Below are 21,124 nucleotides of genomic sequence, written 5' to 3' on the forward strand. Positions count from 1 at the left end.
ATGGGTCTCTTTGGATTTGGCAAGAAAAAAAATCAACCACAAGAGAAGAAGAGTGCCTCTGTAAAAAAGGTAATCCTCAACAAAAGAGCAGATGAGCGCTACAAAGTTACAGGTATGCAGACAAATCTTGGCGAGGTTGTAGATATCACAAAGCGTTCCATTGCAATAGCGATAAAAGAGAAGAAGTTGCAAGAAGGCGATAGCATTGAGATAACTATTGAAGGCATTCCATACACTGCACAAGTAAGTGTTGTCTATAAAAATAGAGTAGCATTTAGGCTCGAGGAAGAGATCCCACTAGAAGTGATTCAAAAATATGTTCCTCATACTGAAGTTAAAACAACACAATCAGTTAAAGAGTTTGATCCATCTTCTATGTTGCAAGATGAAGAGGTAGAGATAAATCGGGCAATTATTAATCTCATGCTTGAAATTGAAGATCCCAATACAACAATCGAAAAACTTGAGAAAAATATAGAGAAAGTTCCAAAACTCTATGCAACCATTCTCAAAAGAGCCAACTCAATAGAAAAAGCGCGCGCAGCAAGAGTCAAAACGATAAAAGAGGCCATTGCTAGGCTGGGGTTTGATGAGATAAAAACTATCATTTATGAATTTGTTAACTACGATCTCAACATTACAAATGTGAATCTGCCATATTTTAAAAATTTTGATATTTACAATATTTTGATCAATGCACTCTTCAAAAAGATAGCTCCTTTGGCTTCCTTTAATGATGTAAAGAGTGAAGGGCAGTCTCTTATTGGAATGAGTTATATGGGTTCGAGTTTGCTCAGCAAGCAAAATGCAAAACTACAAGAGTATTATAGGGGTGTGGATGAGCTCTACCATTTTTGTATGCGGGAATTTGAGAGAGCTGAGGTAGGGCAAGATCTCCTTGAGATCAATCGCATCTATTTTCTAGAGGTACTCAAAGTCTTTACATATCTCTATGATGGTTTTGTGCTTGCTTATTTTGATAAAGTTCCTCACTATACAAATCGCCAGAAGCTCATGCTTAGTGAGAGAAAACTCAAATTCTCCTATGTGGCCTATCTTGTGCTTTTGGCAATGGAGTATATTGTGGATAAGAATAAATATAGTGGCTATATTCTTCTCAATAGACTCAAACGCTACGGTCTTTCGCTCCAAGAGGCAAAAACATTTTTGAATAACATCATTACTGAAGTAAATAGTTATCTTGAAAAGATGGATGCAGAGAAAAAGATCGAGTTTGTTAAATTTCCAACTGTCTCATATTCGCTAGAAAACTACCTTGGAACTGGTATCTATTTTGATTATGTGCGTGCTCGGCTAGAGAGTGTCAATAAAGAGCACAACAGAGTGGCTCTGCGCTATGATGATGAGGTGTATGCACATCTTGTCTTAGAAAAGATTTTAAACTTTGATGATTACCGCTTTCATAAGGTACCATTTGTTGTGATAGATGTGCAAAATCTCGAAGATGAAGATCTGCCTCTCGATCAATTTTCTAGCTTTGATATGGTTATATTTAAAAATATCGATAGGCTCCCTCAAAGACTTTTTCAAGATTTCGCCAAAATTTATAAAGATTTTGAGGGAGATGTTATCGTGACATATAGTATGCATAGCTTTATCGACTATACAAATCCCGATCTTTTTACACTAATTCACAGTGATATTGTCTACTTGCCACAAGAGAGTCTCTCAGTCATATATGCAATGAAACTTCTCCAAAATACTCTGCAGCAGTGTAAAGATTTTTCAGGGAAAGAGTGTAATATCGAAGAGTTTAAAGGGAAAAAGTTTAATAGTAGAGAAATTATTGCAGAATGTGTCAAAAGATTCTAGGCAAAGCCTAGAATCTTATTTGTAGATTGGCTCCAACTCGTCCCAAGGATTTGGAACAACTCTTTTTCTATCTACGATATATGGAACAAGCGCAGCGTGTCTTGCTCTTTTGATCGCCTCTTCTACCATCTCTTGGTGCTTTTTACAATTACCTGTGAGGCGTCTTGGCATTATTTTATATCTTTCACTAAGAGTGTGCTTGATAAGATCGATATCTTTATAATCGATATATTCAACCTTTTGTTCACAATATTTACAAGTTCTCTTTTTGAATCTTCTCTTTTCAGCCATCTGTTTCCTTTCTAGAATGGAATATCATCGTCGTCGATGTCAATTTCAGGGATATTTTGTGTAGGTTGTGGAGTCTGTGTTTGTTGTGGTTGTGGGGTACTCTGTTGCGGTGCGGCTCCAAAACCTTCACCTCTTTCGTCTCTTCCACCAAGCATCTGCAGATTGTCCACTGCAATAGAGTGTTTCGAGCGTTTATTACCGCTTTGATCAGTCCACTGTTCAAATACAAGACGCCCCTCAATGAGAACACGTCTACCTTTATGGAGGTATTGGTTGGCGATCTCTGCTGCTCTACCAAATATTGTAATATCGATGAAGCAGGTCTCCTCTTTTTGTTCACCCGTTTGGGTTTTGAATCTTCTGTTTGTAGCAATTGCACTTTTGGCAATTGCAGTACCAGAAGGAGTATAGCGCAACTCAATGTCACGCGTAAGATTACCAACCATTATAACTCTATTATACATGATTAAGCTTCTTGTGTGGTTTCTTCTTTAGTCTCTTGAGATTTGCCTGAGAGCTTTTTTGCTCTTTCGACCATCTTTTCCCAAGCGCGGATATCTTTGTTTGTTTCATATTTGATTGTAAGGAATCTGATTACATCTTCTGTAATTCTGTAGATTCTCTCAAGCTCTCTGACTGTGTGTGAAGGAGCTTTGAAATAGATAATGTAGTAGTGTCCTCGCTCAAACTTTTCGATAGGGTAAGCAAGTTTTCTCACACCCACATCTTCAGTTGCTACAATTTCGCCGCCATTATTCTCGATGACGCCTTTGATAAATTCTAGCTTTACTTTCTTCTCTTCATCAGTAAGAGTTGGCTTGAGCACAAACAGTGTCTCGTAATGTCGCATTTCTTCTCCTTATGGCTATATATCCGAGTTCGACTCGGCAAGGCTTCGACAAAAAAGCACTTCGATTCTATCAAAAATATTCTTGAAGTTTTATTAAACATGAAAGCAACAATCCTTGCTTGTCTATTGCACTCTGCGTCTTGAGCCGCAGCTCGCAGTCTTGGAGGTGGAGAAATATTTGAGGGTATTTTTTGATACGCATTGCAAGAGCTATGCGCTCCTCTTCTATTCTTTTAGGAAGTTTATAGCCCAAAACTGCACTGCTATCAAAACTTCCATGGAGTCGAATATAAGCATAGATCATAAAGAGTTGCTGCAAGAAGTTTTCTAAACCTAAAAGAATGCGCATCTCGTTTTGTTCCTCTTCCAAAATCTTTTCTAGATATGTATGAATAGGTTCTTTTTTAATAATCGCCATATAGAGCTTTTCAAGCTGCAAGGGGTTTATTGCATAGACGAGACTATCCACATCTTTTGGTTCAATTTTTCGATCTAGCAAAGAGAGCTTTTCAAGCTCTTTGAGAGCGTATGAAAGATTGTTATCAAGGAGAGTGAGCATGTGCTCAATCGTAAAGGAGTCTATAGGGATATTTTTTTGTTGTGCGAAGCTGAGGAGTTCAGCCTTGGCTTCATGGAGCTGAGGTTTGAAAAAGCGTACATGTACACCGCCATGCTTTGCATCAAAGAGATTCGCAATTTTTTTGCCATCACTACCGTAGAGTTCATAGATAAGATAGCTATTTGGAGTCTTTTGACAAATCTCAAGAAGAGAGGTGAGCTCCTTTTTTGGAAGAGCTTTATCGTGTTTGATGTGCAGCAGATTAATATCCCCAAAGAGAGATGCTTGAGAGAGATAGTTTTTGGCGCTCTCATAATCATACTCTTCAAAGTAGAGCTTCATACTGTTTTCATTGCCAATCTTTTGTGCAGTATCTTGCCCATACTTTTGGATATAGTATGGCTCTTCGCCCCAAAAGAGATAGGCTTTATGGCTTTTATTATGTTTATCAAACTGCGCTTTGTACATCTATCTTTTCTATAACTTTCCCGTATATTTTAGTAGTTGCGATATTTACATCTATAATCTCTACGATAAGCTTGTCAAAAAGCTCCACTTCGTCACGCGGCAAGAAGATCCTTGCCCCCACAATCTCATCTTCAATTTGCGCAATAGGGGTTGATTCTGGATCAGTTACAATTGCTTGAACACGTTTGCCTATATTCTTGGCTGCCCAACGAGCAAACTTGCGATCCATGAAATCCCACTCAACCTTTGCAGCTTCGCGCTCGAGTTCACTGATTTTGACTGTAAGTGATTCGATATTGCGCAAAATATAATCGAGCTGCTTTTTGTTCTCTTTGATGATGGCTTTGAGAAGCCTATGGAGAGTCAAATCGCTATAGCGCCTGATAGGACTCGTAAAGTGTGTATACTTCTCAAACCCGAGTCCAAAATGGCCAATATTATCAGCTGTATAGCCAGCCTGTTTTTGGGTACGAATGAGAAGCCTATCAACGTGCTCTTTGATACCAAGCTTCTCGGCCTCTTCTTGGATATATAAAAAGAGTTCATGGGTAGTGTTGTACTCTTTTGTAAATATTCCAATATTTGCGAGCTCATTGAGAAGCTCTTCAATCTTTTCTTGTGCTGGCTCTTCATGGGTGCGAAAGATGCCATAATCAAACATCTTCGCTGTAGCTTTGTTTGCTAAGAGCATACAATCTTCTATAAGCGCGTGGCTTGGGGTCTCACGCTCTATCTCAGTCTTTACTAGCTCTCCGTTTTCATCGAGAAGGAGACGAATTTCTGGATTGGAAAACTCAAAGCCTCTTTGGAGTCGCTCTTTGCGTAGTCTCTTCGTTGCTTCATACAGTGGCATCATCCACTCAAGTAGCTCTTTGTCAACTTCATCAAGATTTTCAAACTTGCCCTCTATAAACTCATCGACTCTATCGTAGCTATATTTCCTGCGGCTGCGAATAATAGCTTCAATGAGCTCCTCTTTGACTGGCTGGAGATTCTCATCGAGCGTGATTTTGCTCACAAAGGCGAGTCTATCCACATTCTCTTTGAGAGAGCATATCCCTTCGCTCAGCTTTCTTGGAAGCATAGGGATGGATTTGTGGGGCAAATATATACTAAATCCCCTCTCTTTTGCCTCTTTATCTATTGGTCCCATAGGTGGTACATATTCACTCACATCTGCGATTGCTACATAGAGGGTATTGGTTTTTTTATCGTAATAGATCGCATCATCGTGGTCTTTTGCAGTGACGGGGTCGATTGTACAAAATGGCAGATGCGTAAGATCTATGCGCTCAGGGTAAAGCTCTGGCAGAATCTCATCCGGATAGGAGCTCGCTTCAAGCTCTGCCTCTTTGCTAAACTCCTCTTTTTTATTGTAAAGTGCTAGCGATATCTTCTCATCGACCTTTGGATCATCGAGGACTCCGAGGACTTCAACGATAATTTGTGCTTCATTATCGACTTTGACTACAGTGCCTTCTGGGAGTTTTGCTATCGATTTTTTGCTCGCCTTGACTGCAATTGGCATCTCATTTTTCACATTGAAAAAGATGCCATCTTTAAGATATGCAACACTGTAGCGAAAAGCTTTTTCCAAAATATAGACCACTTTAGCTTTTGGGCGTCCTCCACCACCAAAAATTCGCTTGGCTACGACAATATCACCTTTTGTAGCGCCATTGAGATGTTCTGGCTCTATGAGCAAATCTTTGGCCTTCACTCCAAAAACTTCCAAAAATCCCGTGCCATTGCGGGCGATATCTATCTTTCCTATTCTATATTTGGAACTCAGTTTTACTATCTTTCCATCGATTTTGAGAATTTTATGGCGTATAAGATCGTCAACGAGTGGTAGATGCTCTCGTGGAATATCTTTTTTTTCAATACCTCTTATGAGTTTGAGTAAAAACTCTTTCATTGCAATTTTTTCCTTAAATTTTTTTAAGAATTATATCATATGTGAAATTTATGCAAAACTAATATATTTTTAAGTAAAATTAGCCAAAATTTTCAAAAAGGATGCAAATATGGCATTACCCATTTATTATGATAAAGATTGTGATCTTAATCTCATTAAAAGTAAAAGAGTTGCGATTATCGGTTTTGGAAGCCAGGGGCACGCACACGCTGAAAATCTTCGCGATAGTGGAGTTGAAGTCAAGATCGGTCTCTATCCGGGAGGAAGAAGCTGGAAAAAGGCTGAAGCGAAAGGATTTGATGTCCTAGAAGTAGCAGATGCGGCTGCGTGGGCAGATGTTGTGATGATCCTCATCCCAGATGAGATCCAAAGTGAAGTATACTACCGCGATATCGAGCCAAACCTCAATGCCGGAGATACTATTGCTTTTGGACACGGTTTTAATATCCACTATGGTCGCATCAAGCCGCGTGCTGATATTAATGTCATGATGGTTGCTCCTAAAGCTCCAGGACATACGGTTAGAAGCGAATTTGTTAATGGCGGTGGAATTCCTGATCTCATCGCAGTAGATCAAGACCCAAGCGGCAATACTCTTGAACTTGCTAAAAGCTATGCTGCAGCAATTGGTGGTGGTAGAACAGGTATCATCCACACAACATTCAAAGATGAAACCGAGACCGACCTCTTTGGTGAGCAAGCAGTTCTTTGTGGTGGTGTGAGTGCACTTATCCAAGCTGGTTTTGAGACGCTCACTGAAGCTGGATACCCAGAAGAGATGGCATACTTTGAGTGTTTGCATGAGCTCAAACTCATCGTAGACCTTATCTATGAGGGTGGACTTGCAAATATGCGCTACTCAATCAGTAATACTGCAGAGTATGGTGACTATGTAAGTGGCCCAAGAGTTATCGGTGAAGAGAGCCGCAAAGCGATGAAAGAGATCCTCAAAGAGATCCAAAACGGTAAATTTGCAAAAGATTTTATCCTTGAGGGTATGAGTGGATATCCAAGAATGAACGCAGAGCGAAAGCTCACTGAAGCGCATCCAATCGAGCAAGTAGGAAAACGCCTCCGTGCAATGATGCCTTGGATCACTGCAAACAAAATCGTCGACCAAGAGAAAAACTAAGGGTTCTTTGCCCTTAGTGCCTGTAAGTAATGGCAAAGAAAAAAACTACAAAAAAGCAAGAGAACAAGTACCTCATACTCGGTGGACTTATCACAGGTCTTCTTATAATAATTGCTCTTTTAGGATTCTACCTTTTTGAACTTGGATACGAGCAGGGAAAAAAAGAGAAAATTCACCATACTCCAAAGCATGCTACTACTTCTCAAAAGATTACAAAACCACAAATAAAACCTAGTGAAATTATCGATCTCAAAGAGGCTTCCAAAGAGGCAAAGGAGACTCAAGAGAGTAAAACTCCAGCCAAAGAGGAGAAAGTTGTACTAACACCTTCTAAAATCACAAAGTCTATTCCTAAGAAATTCGCTAAACATAAAAGTGCGCGACTTATTATCATAATTGATGATGTGGCTTATGGCTACCAAGTAAAAGCGCTCAAGAAAATTGGCATTCCTCTTAACCTCTCATTTTTCCCGCCAAATGTGAGGCATCCAAATACTCCAAAGTATGCTCGAAGTTGCAAGCACTATATGATTCATCTGCCGATGGAGGCTTTGCACTATCCACATCCAGAGCCAAATACACTCCTTGTCACTTCTAGTAGTAAGGATATGGAGAGAATTATAGCTTCCATTCGCAAGAACTTTCCACGAGCAAAATATATTAACAATCACACAGGAAGCAAATTTACCGCCGATTACAACGCACTCAAACGCCTTTTGCCAATTCTTGATAAATACCACTTTAAGCTCCTTGACAGTCGTACGACTCCTGAAACTAAAATCCCTCAACTTATGGCTGAGCTGCATAGACCCTATATTGCACGCAACATTTTTCTTGATAACAAACAGGATGTGAGATACATCAAAGAGCAGCTCAAAAAAGCGGTCACCTATGCACAAAAGCATGGACTCGCCATTGCGATAGGGCACCCTCATTCAGCAACAATCAAAGCGATAAGGGAGTCTAAAGGGTTATTAAAAAAAGTTGATCTATTATATATTGATCAGCTTTAAGGATAACGAATGAAAAAGCTCCTCAGTGCAGTTGTATTGGGTTTGGCTCTTTTTGGTCTAGGAACACTTGCCTTCTCTCTCACGCAGGCAAAACTTTTGGGAATTGTTGGGGCTTTAGTCTATCTATGGAGTAGTGAAGCACTTCCTTTGGGCGTTGTTTCATTGCTGCCTCTCATTCTCTTTCCAAGCTTTGGAGTGCTCTCACTGAAAGCGACTGCACCAAACTATGCAAAAAGCATTATCTTTTTGTTTATTGGTGGTTTTTTGCTCGCAATTGCAATGCAAAAAACAAAGCTCCATGAGTATATTGCAGCAAGACTCATGGCAATTTTTCCAAAAAGTGCCCGCGGTATTATTTATGCTCTCGCGATTACTGCAGCAACGCTGAGTGCTTTTTTGTCAAATACCACTGTAACTATTATGCTCATGCCTATAGCGCTCTTTTTGAGTGAAGATATCAGACTCAAAGTTAGATATCTCATAGCGACTGCTTATGGAGCAAGCATAGGAGGGATTTTTACTCCCATTGGCACACCTCCAAACCTCATCCTCTTAGGTTTTTTGGAAGATATACATATCAATCCTCCACCATTTTTGGAGTGGATGTTTCTCACTGCGCCTGTAGTTGTATTGATGATTTTGATAGTGCCATGGATACTTTCACTCTCAGTCAAAGATCTGCAAATAACATGTAAAGAGAGTATACCAGCTCTCAATCGTGAGCAGAAAAAACTAGGGATTATTTTACTCGTGCTTATGCTGCTTCTTTTGGCAAATGCAATTGTAAAGCCATTTTTCCCGTCACTTGTATTAAATGAAAAGATTTTGCTTCTTGGTTTTGGGTTGCTGCTCTTTATTCCTGGTATTGATCTATTGGAGTGGGAAGATACAAGGGATTTACCCTATGAGATTGTATTCTTGTTTGGTGCTGGTTTTGCCATAGCAGCAGCTTTTATCAAAACAGGCCTTGCTTCAAGCCTTGCACATTACTTGAGCAGTTTTGCACATCTCCCACTCTTTGCACTTCTTTTCGTTATTGCTCTATTTGTCTCATTTTCGACTGAAGTAACTAGCAATACAGCCCTTACATCCATTTCGTTGCCGGTTTTTTATGAATTTGCAAATAAGAATGGATTACCAGTAGAGATTATCCTTTTTACTGCTACAATTGCAGCAAGCTATGCATTTATGCTGCCAATTGCTACTCCGCCCAATGCAATTATCATGAGTAGCCGTGTTATAAAAATCAAAGAGATGGCAAAGATAGGGTTTATTGTCAATCTCATAGGTGTTGCGGTTGTCAGTAGTACTGCGATACTTTTGTGGAGATACTTCATTGGTTGATATAGGTGGCAAAAAGTATCACTATAGAGGTAATCTGGCACTTCTTAAGCGGCCAAAAATAGCGATTGTTGGCTCAAGACGACCAAACAATTACACCAAGACTATGACTCTCAAACTTGCAGCAACTCTAGCAAGAAGCGGAAAGGTAATAGTTAGTGGCGGTGCGATGGGTACGGATGCATTTGCTCACAGAGGTGCAGGGGCTCAAAATACAATAGCAGTACTTGGCAGCGGTATCGATATACTCTATCCAGCAACGAACAGAGAACTTTTACAAGTAATCGGACAAGAAGGTCTGCTTTTAAGTGAATTTGCAAAAGATTTTCGCCCTACAAAGTGGAGCTTTGTTGTGCGCAACAAAAGTGTGGTAGCTTTAGGTGAGTATCTCATCATTACCCAAGCAGATCGCAGTAGCGGGAGTATGCGAAGTGCCGAGATCGCACTTGAGATGGGCAAGAAGATCTATGTACTTCCACACAGAATAGGAGAGAGTGAGGGGACGAATGATCTGGTGCGTCAAGGACTTGCGGAAGTGATCTGGGATATCGATGAGTTTTGTGGGGGAGGTGAAGATGATCCTTTCATCAAGTATCTTCAAAGCTCTCCAAGCTATGAAGAGGCAGTGAGTAAGTGGGGTGAGAAGGTGTATGAAGCTGAGATTGAAGGATTGATCGAGATTGAAAACAATACAATCATCTATAAAGGAGGTCTATGAATCGTATACCTCTTGCAAAATATGCAAAGATGAAGAAGATGAGCAGGGCTGAGGTGATTCACAAAATTGTCAAGGGAGAATTAGAGGCTGAGGAGAGAGTGGAAAATGGTAAAAAAATTCGCTATGTTTTGGTGAAGGGAAGTGAAGACGAGAGTTTTAGGCAAGAGAGCAATCCCTCACCAATTCCAGTAAACGTACAAGTCCACATCCAAAAGTTTGTAGATATAGAAAAAATGAAGTTTTGCTATGAAGGAATGCATGAATTTTATCTTGCATTTGAAGATCAGCTTTTGATTTTTAATAAAGAGAGCGCAGTGGTTACTGTTGTGCCTAAGTGTCAGGAGAAGTAATGAGAAAACAGCTTTTAGTAGGAGTTTTAGCAGGGATCTTGATCATTTTGCTATGGAGGATGGTTCCTGTAGTAGAAGTTATGATCGCTGCTAAGCCAAAACCTATCACTCCTCGCGGTGATTTGATGCGTCTTGAAAAGAGCAATATAGAGATTTTTGAAAAAGCAAAACCGAGTGTTGTTTATATCTCAACGCTGCAAAGAGTGGTAGATTTTTGGAGTATGAATGTATGGGATATTCCAAGAGGAACAGGAAGTGGTTTTGTATGGGACAATTTTGGCCATATTGTCACCAATTATCATGTGATAGAGGGAGCTAGTGAAGCAGTTGTGACACTGAGCAACGGTCTTGGATACAAAGCTACACTTGTGGGAGCGGATCCTTCGCACGATTTGGCTGTATTAAAGATCAAGCCGATTCCTGGAGTCATGAAGCCGGTGGTTATCGGAGATAGCGATAATTTAAGAGTAGGGCAGATAGTCTATGCCATAGGCAATCCTTTTGGGCTTGATTGGACGATGACAATGGGTATCATTTCAGCCCTCAATCGTGTTATAAATGAAGAGAGCGGGGCAAAGATCAAAGGTGCTATCCAGACCGATGCAGCTATAAACCCTGGTAATTCTGGCGGACCACTGCTAGATAGTGCAGGGCGAGTTATCGGTGTCAATACTGCAATTTACAGTCCAAATGGTGCCAATGCTGGAATAGGTTTTGCAATCCCTATAAATTTAGTGAATAAAGTAGTAAGCTCTCTCATCGCCTATGGACGCTATATCCCACCAAGATTAGGAATCGAGAGCGATGATAGAATCAATGTTATTTTGCACAGACGTTTTGGTATTGATGGTGTCGCAGTACTGCAAGTAGAGCCGCAAAGTCCAGCTGCAATTGCAGGCCTCAAGCCAACTATTATCTATCCAGATGGGAGAATTGTTTTTGGTGATATTATAGTAGCAGTAGATGGGAAAAAAGTAAGGAGTTTTAAAGAGCTCCAAGAGCTCATACAAGAGCACAATCATGGAGATAAGGTTACTCTCACTCTCTTACGCAATGATCAAACAAAAGATATTACAGTTGAATTAGATTAAAAGGAGGTGGCAAAAGCCATCCCCTTTTACATCATTGATTTAAACTGCTCTACTGCCTCTTTGGCCCTGTCGATTTTCGTTTTGTTGTTGATTGTAAATTCCAAAGTCACATCGTTCCATGTTTTGCCCTGATGCTTTTTGTAGCAGGCATTTGCAATACTTCTTAGGACACTATTTCCTTGAAAATCAAGAATATCTATAACGCCTTTAGCCTTTATTACACCATCTTTTTTAGTGTAGTAAAAAGGTATCTTTTTGGTTACTCCGTTGAGTGTAATGACAACGTCGAGGGTCTTTTCATCTACTTTGAGAACTTTTGCAATGATATCGCCCCTTAGCTTTGCAAAGAAGTACTGATCAAGGGTTTTGTCCCTGTCGGGGTTATTTGTATCGACGCTGTGTTTATTGATTTTGACTTCTGCTCCATCCAGGCAATCTTTGCCTTTGATAAATGCGATTTTGCCAAATGTACCTTTAACACCAAGCTTCAGAGGTGTCTTATAAGCGGTCCATGTGAGGTTTTCTAGCGAACACTCTCCAGCTAAAAGCAGTGCAGCTGCAGCTATTGTGAGTAATAGTTTTCTCATTGTTTACTCCCATCTATATTTTGTAAGTGGTGTATCGGGCTCATTTGCCCACTCTTTCATGCTCGCATCATAAAGTCTGGCTTTTTGAAAGCCAAGGAGGCGGTGCAATACATACCAGTTCATACTGGTTTCGAGTCCTCCCGTACAATAGGTTATCACATCTTTCTTTGGATCAAGCCCTAGTCCATCAATTAACATAGCTTTTAAAGTATTTGTATCTTTGATCTTTTCATTTTCAAAGCTAAATACCCAAAAGTAGCTGGTCGCTTTTGGAATGTGACCAGTACGTTGAAGCACCTTTTGCTTCGCTGCTCCAAAGTAAAAAATTGGATTTCTCGCATCTAGCATCCGTGTTTTTCCAATGTGGGCTAATACAGTCGTTTTATCAACAATAAATTCAGGATGGAAGGTAGCTTTGTAGTTTGATAGTTTTGCTGCAGAGGGTTTATTGGTAAGATCTCCAATTTTGCAATACGCATCCAATCCTCCATCAAGGATAGAGCTATTTGCAAAGCCCATGACCTCCATCGCAAAGGCGATATAGCTGGTTTTCAAAAAGTCTTTTCCCCATCTATGACTATAGAGCACTACTTTGGAATTTGGTGTGATGCCAAGTCTTCGCATCACTTTTTCAATCTCTTTTGGTGAGCGTAACAGTGCATAGTGCTCGATCTTTTGGCGCCATAGCTCGATAGGAGCATTGATAGCTCCTGAAATGTGCTCTTTTTTATAGAGTTTGGGTTTTGAGACATCGATGAGGATGAGATTTTTGTCGTTTAAATGCTCCTTGAGCCACTTGGCCGAAACGAACGGCTCGGCAGCAAAGAGGGCGAGGGCAAAACAGAGTAGTAGTAACTTTTTCATTGGATATTTCCTTTGATTTGATCGATAAATTCTTGGATATCTTCATACAGACTTTGCAGATCCTCTTCATGCTCCACTTCATCTGCCAAGATTTGGCTGACGATATCGTAGGTGACAATATCTTTGCCTTGTGTTATCTCTGCTAAGCGGCTATAGACTTCAATCGCACACTGTTCTCCTTTGATAGCCTGCTCGAGGACTTGTAAGACATCGGGATTGGTAGGGGCTTCATAATCACAGTTTGCATAAGAAAACCAATCTTTAGGATGCAAGAGAGGCTCACCGCCTAGCTGTAAAATCCGATCGGCCACCATTGTGGCGTGTCTGAGCTCATCGGCTGCGTGTTGATTGAGCTCCGCTACGACACCATCTTTCATGATCCCTTTGACCACTTTAGCTTCTATGAAATATTGGTAGTAAGCCAACCACTCATCTGCATAGGCTTTGTTCAAAAGTGCTATCACCTCATCAGCTTCTATTCCTTTTAATATACTTATTCCTTTTCTAGCCATAATAACTCCTTTTGGAAAATATTTATCAAATAAAATATTATATCTGTAAAGACTTTAGGCAAGCTTAATGCTTGCAAGTCAAAAATCTCATTATTTGACAAGATTGGTGACCACATGGGTAAAGCCGACGATTGTACCAAGGGATAGGCCAAGAGATCTGATATCTTTTATTGGCTCCACGATCTATCAATAACTGGTATGCATCTTTGCGCCCAAAGAGAGCCGCAAAGAAAAGAGGTGTCTTTCCCCCTCCTTGATCGGCATCGATATGGGCACCATATCCAAGCAATAGCTCGATCATGTTACAGTAGCCTTTGAAAGCGGCTCCCCCAAGAGGCGTTTGGCCCCTGTCGTTACGCTTATCTACATCGGCTCCAAACTCCAACAGCATCTTCGCCGTCTCCAAATGGTCGTTGTAGACTGCGAGCATCAAGAGCGTATTGCCTTTGTAATCTTGCAGATTGAGTGGCAATCTATACTCCAGCATCTTTTGTAGCTGCTCTTTTTCTCCGCTTCTTGCATACTCTATCGCTAAAGCCAAAAGCTCTTCATACCGTTTTTGCTCACTCATCTTAGAGCCTTTTGCATGTCGGCTTTGTAGGCAGTATCTATTTTTTCAAAAAGAGCGAGCTGGCGATCGATAATCTCTTGTGGTACACCCTCCATCGCCGCAGCGATATTGGAAAAGAGCTGTGCTTTTTGCTCATCATTCATCAAATGAAAAAGCGTACGTGGCTGGGAGTAGTAGTCATCATCGAGCTTCCTATGGTCATAGCGATATCCATCCCCATCCACTCCAAAAGGCGGCTCGAGTAGGCTTCTATCTTCTACCGGTCCGCCAAATGAGTTTGGCTCGTAGTATGCATCACTCCCAACCTGTTCGTCAAATCGCATCGCTCCATTGGCATGGTAGTGGGCAACTTCTATGATAGGTCTGTTGACAGGTAGGGCCTCATACCATGTGCCCACTCTATATCTATGGGCGTCGGCATAGCTAAAGATACGGGCTTGCAGCATCCTATCAGGTGACCAGCTGATACCTGGAACTACATTGGATGGACTAAAGGCATGCCTGTTCCACCTCGGCGAAATAGTGTTTTGGATTCTCATTGAGCTCCAAAATCCCTACATCGATGAGGGGAAATTCGCTGTGAGGCCATACCTTTGTTACATCGAAAGCCTTGAAGCCATACTTTTTGGCTTGCTCTTGCGTCATCACCTGGATCTTTAGCTCCCATTTTGGAAAATCCTCTTTCTCTATCGATTCATAGAGATCTCTTTGATGGGACTCTCTATCTTTTGCGATGATTTTTCCAGCCTCTTCGTTCGTGAAGGTCTTGATACCCTGGAGCGTTTTGAAATGAAACTTCACCCAAAAGCGCTCGTTTTTGTCGTTGATGAGACTATAGGTGTGGGAGCCATATCCGTTCATATGGCGATAACTGGCCGGTATGCCACGATCGGAAAAGAGGATAGTCACTTGATGGAGGCTCTCTGGATGCAAAGACCAAAAGTCCCACATCGCCGTGTTTAAGCGAAGATTGGTTCTTGGATGTCGCTTTTGGGTATGGATAAAATCTGGAAATTTGTATGGGTCTCGAATGAAAAAGACCGGCGTATTGTTTCCAACGAGATCGAAATTTCCCTCGGTTGTGTAGAATTTAATCGAAAATCCTCTCACATCTCTCTTGGCATCCGCTGCACCTCTCTCACCTGCGACTGTGGAAAATCGCAAGAAGAGTTTCGTTTTTGTTCCCGGAGCAAAAAGTTTGGCTTTCGTATATTTAGTGATATTGTTGGTGATGGTGAGAGTGCCGTAAGCACCGCTTCCTTTAGCGTGGACTACGCGCTCTGGGATACGCTCTCTATTTTGGTGGGCGAGCTTTTCGAGTAACTGATAGTCTTGCATCAAAACCGGTCCCGTCGGACCAGCTGTCAGGGAGTTTTGGTTGTCCGCTATGGGAGCACCGGCAGAGGTGGTAAGTCTTTTTTTCATTTCCATTTCCTTAATATGTTTTAATGGATAAAAATTATCTATAAACAAATTATTCCTTAAACAAACTTATAAAAAAGTTAAATCAAAAGAAAATAATTATCAATAGAAATTAAATATTCTTAATTAAAACTTATAATGTAAATTATTTTCAAAATGTTTTGACAATTTTGTGGTTATAGTGTATAAATGCAGTAGATAAAAGGGGGAAGAGTTGCAAAATAAATATATAGAATTTACAAATATACTCAAAAACAAAGAGCTCAAATCGACTCCACAACGTGTTGCAATGCTGGGGATCTTAGAGCAAAAGGGGCATGCTGATATTGAGACTATTTATGACGAGATCAAAAAAGATTTCGTCTCTATCTCTTTAGCTACTGTCTATAAAAATGTCAATACACTGCTCGATGCTGGTATCATTCAAGAGATCAAGATTCCACAGAGAAAAAGTAGATACGAAATAGCTAAGCATAAACATAGTCACTTTGTGTGTGAGAAGTGTGGGGAAGTGTATGATATCGATGAGCCAAAGAGGCTCGATGTAGAACTACCTGAAGGATTTGAGCCTAAAGAGTCATCTGTGATGATTATGGGTGTGTGTAAAAAGTGTCATTAGTCTTTAAAGACTCCAACAATCGGTGCATGATCGCTCGGTTTTGGTGAACGTCTGCGTCTTGTCCACATATCCACATAGATATCTTCACATCTTTTTTTCATAGGGTCGCTTGCTAGGATATAGTCGATGCGCATCCCTTCATCTCTCCATACAGCTGCAGTCATATAATCCCACCATGTAAAACCATGCTCTTCAGGATGGCATTCACGAAAAAGATCGTGCAAGCCTACTTGCAAAAACTCCTCAAATACCTCTCTTTCATCATCCATGAAATCAATAGTTCCATGCAAAAGATCTGGTGCCCATACATCTATATCTTCGCGAGCAACATTGAGATCGCCTACAAGCACGAGATTGTCTCGAGCAAGATTGTAGTGATCTTGGAGATATTGGCGAAGATATTTGAAAAACTGCAGTTTATATGTGTGTTTCTCTCCATCAAGATCTCCATGAGGAGCGTAGATATTGATTACGTCAACACCTTGTATTTTTGCTCGCAAGAAGCGTTTTTGCTCATCCCAAAATGGATCTCCAAAACCCTTTTGCACCTCTTCAAAGCCCAACTTCGAACAAATTGCCACGCCGTTATAGGCCTTTTGACCAAAGACAACACATTCATAACCTATATTTTCAAAATCTTTAAAAGGAAATCGCTCCTCTTCACACTTTATCTCTTGCATACAAAGAACATCTATGGGGTTTTTCTCTGTGAGCCAGCGGATGATGAGATCTTTGCGTGCGTTGATCGAATTAACGTTGAATGTTGCTATCTTCATGTTCTAGTTCCTCTAAAATCTCTTTGTTGATCTTTTTGATATCTACTTCAAAACTCTCATCTTTCTCTTTTGGTTTGCGAAACTCGAGATAGGTTCCTACAAGACCTACCAAAAGAATAAATGCAAAAATCAATATTTTGCTCAGATCTCCAGCTTTGAGTTCCATCAGTGAAGCTTCCTCAACATTTTTGGATAAATTATACCAGCTAATGCAAAATGCTCTTCACCATCCAGCTCAATAACACTAGCTTTTTTGACACGTAGTTGCAGATTGTCACAGCCTACAAGGTGCGAAATAGCCAAGGAGAAATCTGGCTCATGACCAATGAGAGCTATATTTGAATATCCCCTAAACTTCTCTATTAAAAACTCAATATCCATAATAGTAGCACCGGGATTGAGGCGGGATGTTTCAAAGTATTTAATATTGGGATAGTTCTCTTCTAAAATTTTTGCAGTTTGAATAGCTCTTATTGCTTTGGAGCTGATGATGATATCGATATCGTAAATTTTAGGCAGTTTGGCAAATAAATCTTTGGCTTTTTGGATGCCCTCATTGCTGAGTGGTCGTAAAAGATCATCATCTTGCCACTCTTGTCGGCTGAGGGCTTTGGCATGTCTGATAAAAAGCACACGCATCTTCTATCCTTTCCTCATTCTCTTCATTATTATCGATACTTATAATATTTTATAAAGCTAGAGAATGAGCATTGCATCACCATAGCTGTAGAATCGATACTGCTCTTGTATAGCTATTTCATAGAGTTCTCGTGTCTTTTCCAACCCTATGAATGAGGCTACAAGCATGATGAGTGTTGATTTTGGCAGATGAAAATTTGTAAGAAGATGATTTACTCGTATTGGCGGGTTGCCTGGGTGCAAAAAGAGGTCACACTCTCCGTGGCACTTTTTGGTTCTTGCGTAGTACTCGACAGTTCGTGTGACTGTTGTGCCAATGGCTAGGATCTTTTCGTTGCTATCAAGAAGCTTGCATGTAGCAGCTGGAATCTCATAGTATTCACTATGTATAGGATGTTGTGTAATCTCTTCAGCCTCAACCGGTTTAAAAGTCCCAGCTCCTACATGAAGGGTAATATTGTAAAAGGGATGCGATTGTTTGAGGGTTGCAAGGAGTTCGGGTGTAAAATGGAGCGATGCAGTAGGCGCTGCGACTGCTCCAGGTTTTTGGGCAAAAATTGGCTGATATGTCAATTCATCCTTTTTTGTATCCTCTCTATTGATATAGGGAGGAAGAGGAACATGACCGATGGCATCAAGAATAGGGAGAAGTTCATGGATATCGAGTATTTTATCGTTTTGGATAAATGCGACTATGCGTGAGCCATCAGGCAAAAGTTCGATGACTTTTGCTTGTAAAGAGCCAAAATCTAGCAGCGTTCCTTCGCGCACTTTACCACGTATAAAAACATTGAATTTTTTATCTGCTAGTGGTCTGTTGATGAGTAGCTCGATTTTGCCACCACTCTCTTTGCGGCCAAAAATACGCGCTTTGATCACTTTTGTATCGTTGAAGATTATAGAGCATTTAGGAAGATAGGATGGTAGATCTTTGAATATCGCATGCTTTATAGCTTCGGTTTTACGATCATAGACCAAAAGCCTAGCGCTATCAGGTGGGTTTGCTGGATATTTGGCTATGAGAGAGGAGGGAAGATGGTAGTCGTAGCTCTCACTCTTGAGTGGATTGAGGCTCTTCTTCATCTTCTTCATCTTCGCTTTTTGATGGGTTGACAAATTTGGCAATTAAAATAGAGACTCCATAAAGAATCACAAGAGGTCCTGCCATGAGGAGTTGGCTAAGAACATCAGGCGGAGTAAGCAAAGCCGCTATGAAGAAAATGATAATGATTGCATACTTGAAGAAATTTTTGAGAGTCTCATCTGTGACAAGCCCTAATTTTGCTAGGAAAAAGGTGATGACAGGTAGCTCAAATGCTATCCCAAATCCTATCATGAGTTTGGTAAAAAAACCTACATACTCTCCAATACTAGGAAGCGCTGTGAAGAGTTGGGATCCGAAGTTTATGAGGTAGCTAAATCCAAATGGAAAAACCACATAGTAGGCAAAGAGGGCTCCCATGACAAACATACCAGTTGCTGCGATTACAAATGGCAAGACGAGTTTCTTCTCATGTTCATAGAGCCCTGGTGCAATAAAGAGCCATAGCTGCCAAAAAATTACAGGTAGATCGAGAATGAGTGCTGCAAAAAATGAGACTTTGAGTGCGGTGAAGAAGGCTTCACCCACTTTTGTAAAGATCACGTTACTTCCTGGTGGTAACGCCTCTTTGAGAGGCATAATCATCCAGTCAAGAATATGCTCCCAAAATCCAAAACATATAACAAACATAACAAAAATGGAAGCGACGATTATGAGCAGGCGTTTGCGCAGCTCTGCTAAGTGTGGCTTGAGTTCTTCAAACATCTACTTTGTCCTTATCTTCATCAAGATCGATCTTTTTCTTCTTAAATTTCACCACTTCTCTTTTTGGCTCATCAAGAGCACTTTTGATCTCTTCTACTTCTGCGAGTGGATCTTCTTCGAGTTCGGCTGTAATGGTGCCCATCTCTTCTGCAACAGATTTGAACTTCTCTTTATATTCGAGAGCTTCCTCTTTGAGTTCAGCGATTTTGACCTCTTGCTCTAACTGCGTCTTTGCATCGTTGATTGCACGCTTAAAGCTTTTGAAAAATTTGGCAATGTCAATGAGAAACTGTGGAAGCTTTTCAGGTCCTAAGAAAATAATCGCAATCACTGCTATCATCAATATTTCTGTAAATCCCATGCCAAACATAAAAGACCCTTATGAGAAATTTGAAAAATTGTACATCAAAAGATATTATAGTTTGATAAAGTAATACATTTCACACAGTCTCAAAGAAAGAAAATATGTAGGAATTTTTACATTGTATTGAACCATTTCCAGATAGTTACTCCAACTAAAGTAACAGTAGCTACAAAAGCAAAGAGAGCAAAAAAATTGCTCCAACGACTAGAAGTATAGTCTCCCATAATGCATTTATCATTTGCTAAAAATAACGTGATAGCTATGAGAATGGGTATGAGCATACCATCAAGAACTTGGGAGTAGTAGAGTGCATCAACAGCTGATAAATTTGGAATCAAATCTATGATGTCTCCAATAACTAGAGCCCAACAAAGACAAAATAGAATCCCTTCGCATCGCTGATTTTATTGTCCATTCCCTCTCTCCAGCCAAATGTATCGGCAACTGCATAGGCAGTAGATCCAGCAAGAACAGGAACTGCTAAAAAACCTGAGACAATAACACCAATAGCAAAAAGTGCAAAAGCATACTCTCCAGCAGCAGGTTTGAGGGCAATTGCAAGCGTACTAATATCTTGTATCGCATCGCCTTGTCCATAGAGCATAGCAGCACCAGTAATAATCATACAATAGGCTAGGAGATTGGACCATACCATACCTACTAGCGTATCAAAGTTTACTTCATCAGCCTGGACGACGCTCTTTTTCTCCTCTTTCTCTTCGGATGCTTGCCAAAAGAGAAGATAGGGTGAAATTGTGGTGCCCAAAAGACCAAGAGCGGCTAAAATCCAATCTTTTGAGAGTTGTATATGAGGAATAAAAGTGTTTTTAAGCACCTCTACAATAGAGGGTTTTGCCATAATCGCTGCAATGACATAGATTCCAAGAATCACGGTGAGTGTCACCAAAACATGCTTGATCATTTCATAGCGTCCAAATGTGATGAGATAGGCAATGAGGGCAGTAATTGGTATGAGAAAGTAGATTGTTGGATATCCGCTTACTATATGGAGGATTGCTGCAACTGCATTGAGATCTGCTCCAATGGTCAAAATATTTGCTACTGCCAAAACCATGATCATGAATATCGTCAACTTTTTGGAATAAAAAGCTGTGGTGATCTCTGGCAGGCTTTTACCTGTAACTATTGCGATTCGTGCTACCATGTTTTGGATTGAGACCATCATAGGGGTACTCAGAAGCAAAAGCCAAAGCTGACTAAATCCTGTAAAAGCACCTACCATCGTATACGTAACAATTCCGGCAGGATCATCTCCCGCTCCACCTGTGATGATACCTGGGCCGAGCTCTTTGATGCGCTGGCGATTCTTTTCTATATCTTTTTTTATACGCTCTTTGAGAGGAATTTTTGTTGTTGTTTGTATCTGTGGCATATGTCT

25 protein-coding genes and 1 pseudogene are annotated in these 21,124 nt (G+C 40.5%); 8 read left to right on the forward strand and 18 right to left on the reverse strand.

All coding sequences use genetic code 11. The features are described from left to right. Window positions 1-1,833: an HDOD domain-containing protein gene (locus tag JG734_RS03695; RefSeq protein ID WP_201333685.1), complete on the forward strand. Its 1,833-nt coding sequence runs from the start codon at window positions 1-3 to the stop codon at window positions 1,831-1,833. 15 nt (window positions 1,834-1,848) lie between these two features. On the opposite strand, the gene rpsR is transcribed toward JG734_RS03695, so the two are convergent. The 5 genes from rpsR to JG734_RS03720 form a co-directional block, all read right to left on the reverse strand. After that, window positions 1,849-2,124 (reverse strand): 30S ribosomal protein S18, encoded by a 276-nt coding sequence (gene rpsR / locus JG734_RS03700; protein WP_201333686.1) that lies wholly within the window; start codon window positions 2,122-2,124, stop codon window positions 1,849-1,851. An 11-nt stretch (window positions 2,125-2,135) separates the two neighbouring features. Next, entirely contained in the window at window positions 2,136-2,588 is a 453-nt protein-coding gene (ssb, locus tag JG734_RS03705) for a single-stranded DNA-binding protein (RefSeq protein ID WP_201333687.1), read from the reverse strand. Window positions 2,589-2,590: 2 nt separating this feature from the next. Continuing rightward, window positions 2,591-2,974: a 30S ribosomal protein S6 gene (gene rpsF, locus JG734_RS03710; RefSeq protein ID WP_201333688.1), complete on the reverse strand. Its 384-nt coding sequence runs from the start codon at window positions 2,972-2,974 to the stop codon at window positions 2,591-2,593. A 70-nt stretch (window positions 2,975-3,044) separates the two neighbouring features. Beyond that, window positions 3,045-4,001, reverse strand: coding sequence for a DNA polymerase III subunit delta (gene holA / locus JG734_RS03715; protein ID WP_201333689.1), 957 nt, complete (start codon window positions 3,999-4,001; stop codon window positions 3,045-3,047). After that, entirely contained in the window at window positions 3,982-5,919 is a 1,938-nt protein-coding gene (locus tag JG734_RS03720; protein WP_201333690.1) for a ribonuclease R family protein, read from the reverse strand. The genes holA and JG734_RS03720 overlap by 20 nt, the downstream gene beginning before the upstream one ends. 109 nt (window positions 5,920-6,028) lie before the next feature. Between JG734_RS03720 and ilvC the strand changes: the two genes are divergently transcribed. From ilvC to JG734_RS03750, 6 genes are read left to right on the forward strand one after another with little or no spacing between them, the layout of a single operon-like run. Beyond that, a complete protein-coding gene (ilvC, locus tag JG734_RS03725; protein ID WP_201333691.1) occupies window positions 6,029-7,051 on the forward strand; it encodes a ketol-acid reductoisomerase in 1,023 nt (340 codons plus the stop codon). 29 nt (window positions 7,052-7,080) lie between these two features. Next, a complete protein-coding gene (locus tag JG734_RS03730; protein ID WP_201333692.1) occupies window positions 7,081-8,064 on the forward strand; it encodes a divergent polysaccharide deacetylase family protein in 984 nt (327 codons plus the stop codon). Window positions 8,065-8,073: 9 nt separating this feature from the next. Next, window positions 8,074-9,408 (forward strand): DASS family sodium-coupled anion symporter, encoded by a 1,335-nt coding sequence (locus JG734_RS03735; RefSeq protein ID WP_201333693.1) that lies wholly within the window; start codon window positions 8,074-8,076, stop codon window positions 9,406-9,408. Further along, a complete protein-coding gene (locus JG734_RS03740) occupies window positions 9,362-10,123 on the forward strand; it encodes a DNA-processing protein DprA (protein WP_236587019.1) in 762 nt (253 codons plus the stop codon). Before JG734_RS03735 ends, JG734_RS03740 begins: the two co-directional genes overlap by 47 nt. After that, the gene (locus JG734_RS03745) at window positions 10,120-10,473 is read left to right on the forward strand and encodes a hypothetical protein (protein ID WP_201333694.1); all 354 of its coding nucleotides are present in this window, start codon (window positions 10,120-10,122) and stop codon (window positions 10,471-10,473) included. Before JG734_RS03740 ends, JG734_RS03745 begins: the two co-directional genes overlap by 4 nt. Continuing rightward, window positions 10,473-11,564, forward strand: coding sequence for a S1C family serine protease (locus JG734_RS03750; RefSeq protein ID WP_201333695.1), 1,092 nt, complete (start codon window positions 10,473-10,475; stop codon window positions 11,562-11,564). Before JG734_RS03745 ends, JG734_RS03750 begins: the two co-directional genes overlap by 1 nt. A gap of 26 nt (window positions 11,565-11,590) precedes the next feature. Here JG734_RS03750 and JG734_RS03755 read toward each other — a convergent pair whose 3' ends face one another. The 5 genes and pseudogenes from JG734_RS03755 to JG734_RS09520 all read right to left on the reverse strand — a co-directional run bounded on the left by JG734_RS03755 (window position 11,591) and on the right by JG734_RS09520 (window position 15,523). Further along, on the reverse strand, window positions 11,591-12,151 hold the full coding sequence (locus JG734_RS03755; RefSeq protein ID WP_201333696.1) for a YceI family protein: 561 nt from the start codon (window positions 12,149-12,151) through the stop codon (window positions 11,591-11,593). A 3-nt stretch (window positions 12,152-12,154) separates the two neighbouring features. Next, window positions 12,155-13,015 carry a sulfurtransferase gene (locus tag JG734_RS03760; RefSeq protein ID WP_201333697.1) on the reverse strand — a complete coding sequence of 287 codons (861 nt, stop codon included), beginning with the start codon at window positions 13,013-13,015 and terminating at the stop codon, window positions 12,155-12,157. Next, window positions 13,012-13,527, reverse strand: coding sequence for a ferritin-like domain-containing protein (locus JG734_RS03765; protein WP_201333698.1), 516 nt, complete (start codon window positions 13,525-13,527; stop codon window positions 13,012-13,014). The genes JG734_RS03760 and JG734_RS03765 overlap by 4 nt, the downstream gene beginning before the upstream one ends. A gap of 64 nt (window positions 13,528-13,591) precedes the next feature. Next, window positions 13,592-14,098, reverse strand: coding sequence for an ankyrin repeat domain-containing protein (locus JG734_RS03770; RefSeq protein ID WP_201333699.1), 507 nt, complete (start codon window positions 14,096-14,098; stop codon window positions 13,592-13,594). Further along, window positions 14,095-15,523, reverse strand: a pseudogene (locus JG734_RS09520) (catalase). Before JG734_RS09520 ends, JG734_RS03770 begins: the two are co-directional and overlap by 4 nt. A 211-nt stretch (window positions 15,524-15,734) precedes the next feature. On the opposite strand from JG734_RS09520, the gene JG734_RS03780 reads away from it, so the two are divergent. Further along, entirely contained in the window at window positions 15,735-16,139 is a 405-nt protein-coding gene (locus tag JG734_RS03780; protein ID WP_201333700.1) for a Fur family transcriptional regulator, read from the forward strand. Here the strand turns inward: JG734_RS03780 and xth are convergent. From xth to JG734_RS03820, 8 genes are all read right to left on the reverse strand, one after another. After that, window positions 16,136-16,915 carry an exodeoxyribonuclease III gene (gene xth, locus JG734_RS03785; RefSeq protein WP_201333701.1) on the reverse strand — a complete coding sequence of 260 codons (780 nt, stop codon included), beginning with the start codon at window positions 16,913-16,915 and terminating at the stop codon, window positions 16,136-16,138. The genes JG734_RS03780 and xth overlap by 4 nt on opposite strands. Further along, entirely contained in the window at window positions 16,890-17,081 is a 192-nt protein-coding gene (locus JG734_RS03790) for a hypothetical protein (protein WP_201333702.1), read from the reverse strand. Before JG734_RS03790 ends, xth begins: the two co-directional genes overlap by 26 nt. Continuing rightward, complete coding sequence (locus JG734_RS03795; RefSeq protein WP_201333703.1) at window positions 17,081-17,554, reverse strand: histidine phosphatase family protein; 474 nt, start codon at window positions 17,552-17,554, stop codon at window positions 17,081-17,083. The genes JG734_RS03790 and JG734_RS03795 overlap by 1 nt, the downstream gene beginning before the upstream one ends. A gap of 57 nt (window positions 17,555-17,611) precedes the next feature. After that, the gene (gene queA / locus JG734_RS03800; protein WP_236587020.1) at window positions 17,612-18,646 is read right to left on the reverse strand and encodes a tRNA preQ1(34) S-adenosylmethionine ribosyltransferase-isomerase QueA; all 1,035 of its coding nucleotides are present in this window, start codon (window positions 18,644-18,646) and stop codon (window positions 17,612-17,614) included. Beyond that, window positions 18,606-19,361, reverse strand: a complete 756-nt coding sequence (tatC, locus tag JG734_RS03805; RefSeq protein WP_201333704.1) for a twin-arginine translocase subunit TatC — start codon at window positions 19,359-19,361, stop codon at window positions 18,606-18,608. Before tatC ends, queA begins: the two co-directional genes overlap by 41 nt. Further along, window positions 19,354-19,731 carry a Sec-independent protein translocase protein TatB gene (gene tatB, locus JG734_RS03810; protein WP_201333705.1) on the reverse strand — a complete coding sequence of 126 codons (378 nt, stop codon included), beginning with the start codon at window positions 19,729-19,731 and terminating at the stop codon, window positions 19,354-19,356. Before tatB ends, tatC begins: the two co-directional genes overlap by 8 nt. Before the next feature lie 107 nt (window positions 19,732-19,838). Further along, entirely contained in the window at window positions 19,839-20,063 is a 225-nt protein-coding gene (locus JG734_RS03815) for a hypothetical protein (RefSeq protein WP_201333706.1), read from the reverse strand. A 20-nt stretch (window positions 20,064-20,083) separates the two neighbouring features. After that, on the reverse strand, window positions 20,084-21,118 hold the full coding sequence (locus tag JG734_RS03820; RefSeq protein WP_201333707.1) for an Nramp family divalent metal transporter: 1,035 nt from the start codon (window positions 21,116-21,118) through the stop codon (window positions 20,084-20,086). Between the last annotated feature and the right edge of the window lie 6 nt (window positions 21,119-21,124).

It is taken from the genome of Nitratiruptor sp. YY09-18, from assembly GCF_016593235.1.
Lineage (GTDB): Bacteria > Campylobacterota > Campylobacteria > Campylobacterales > Nitratiruptoraceae > Nitratiruptor.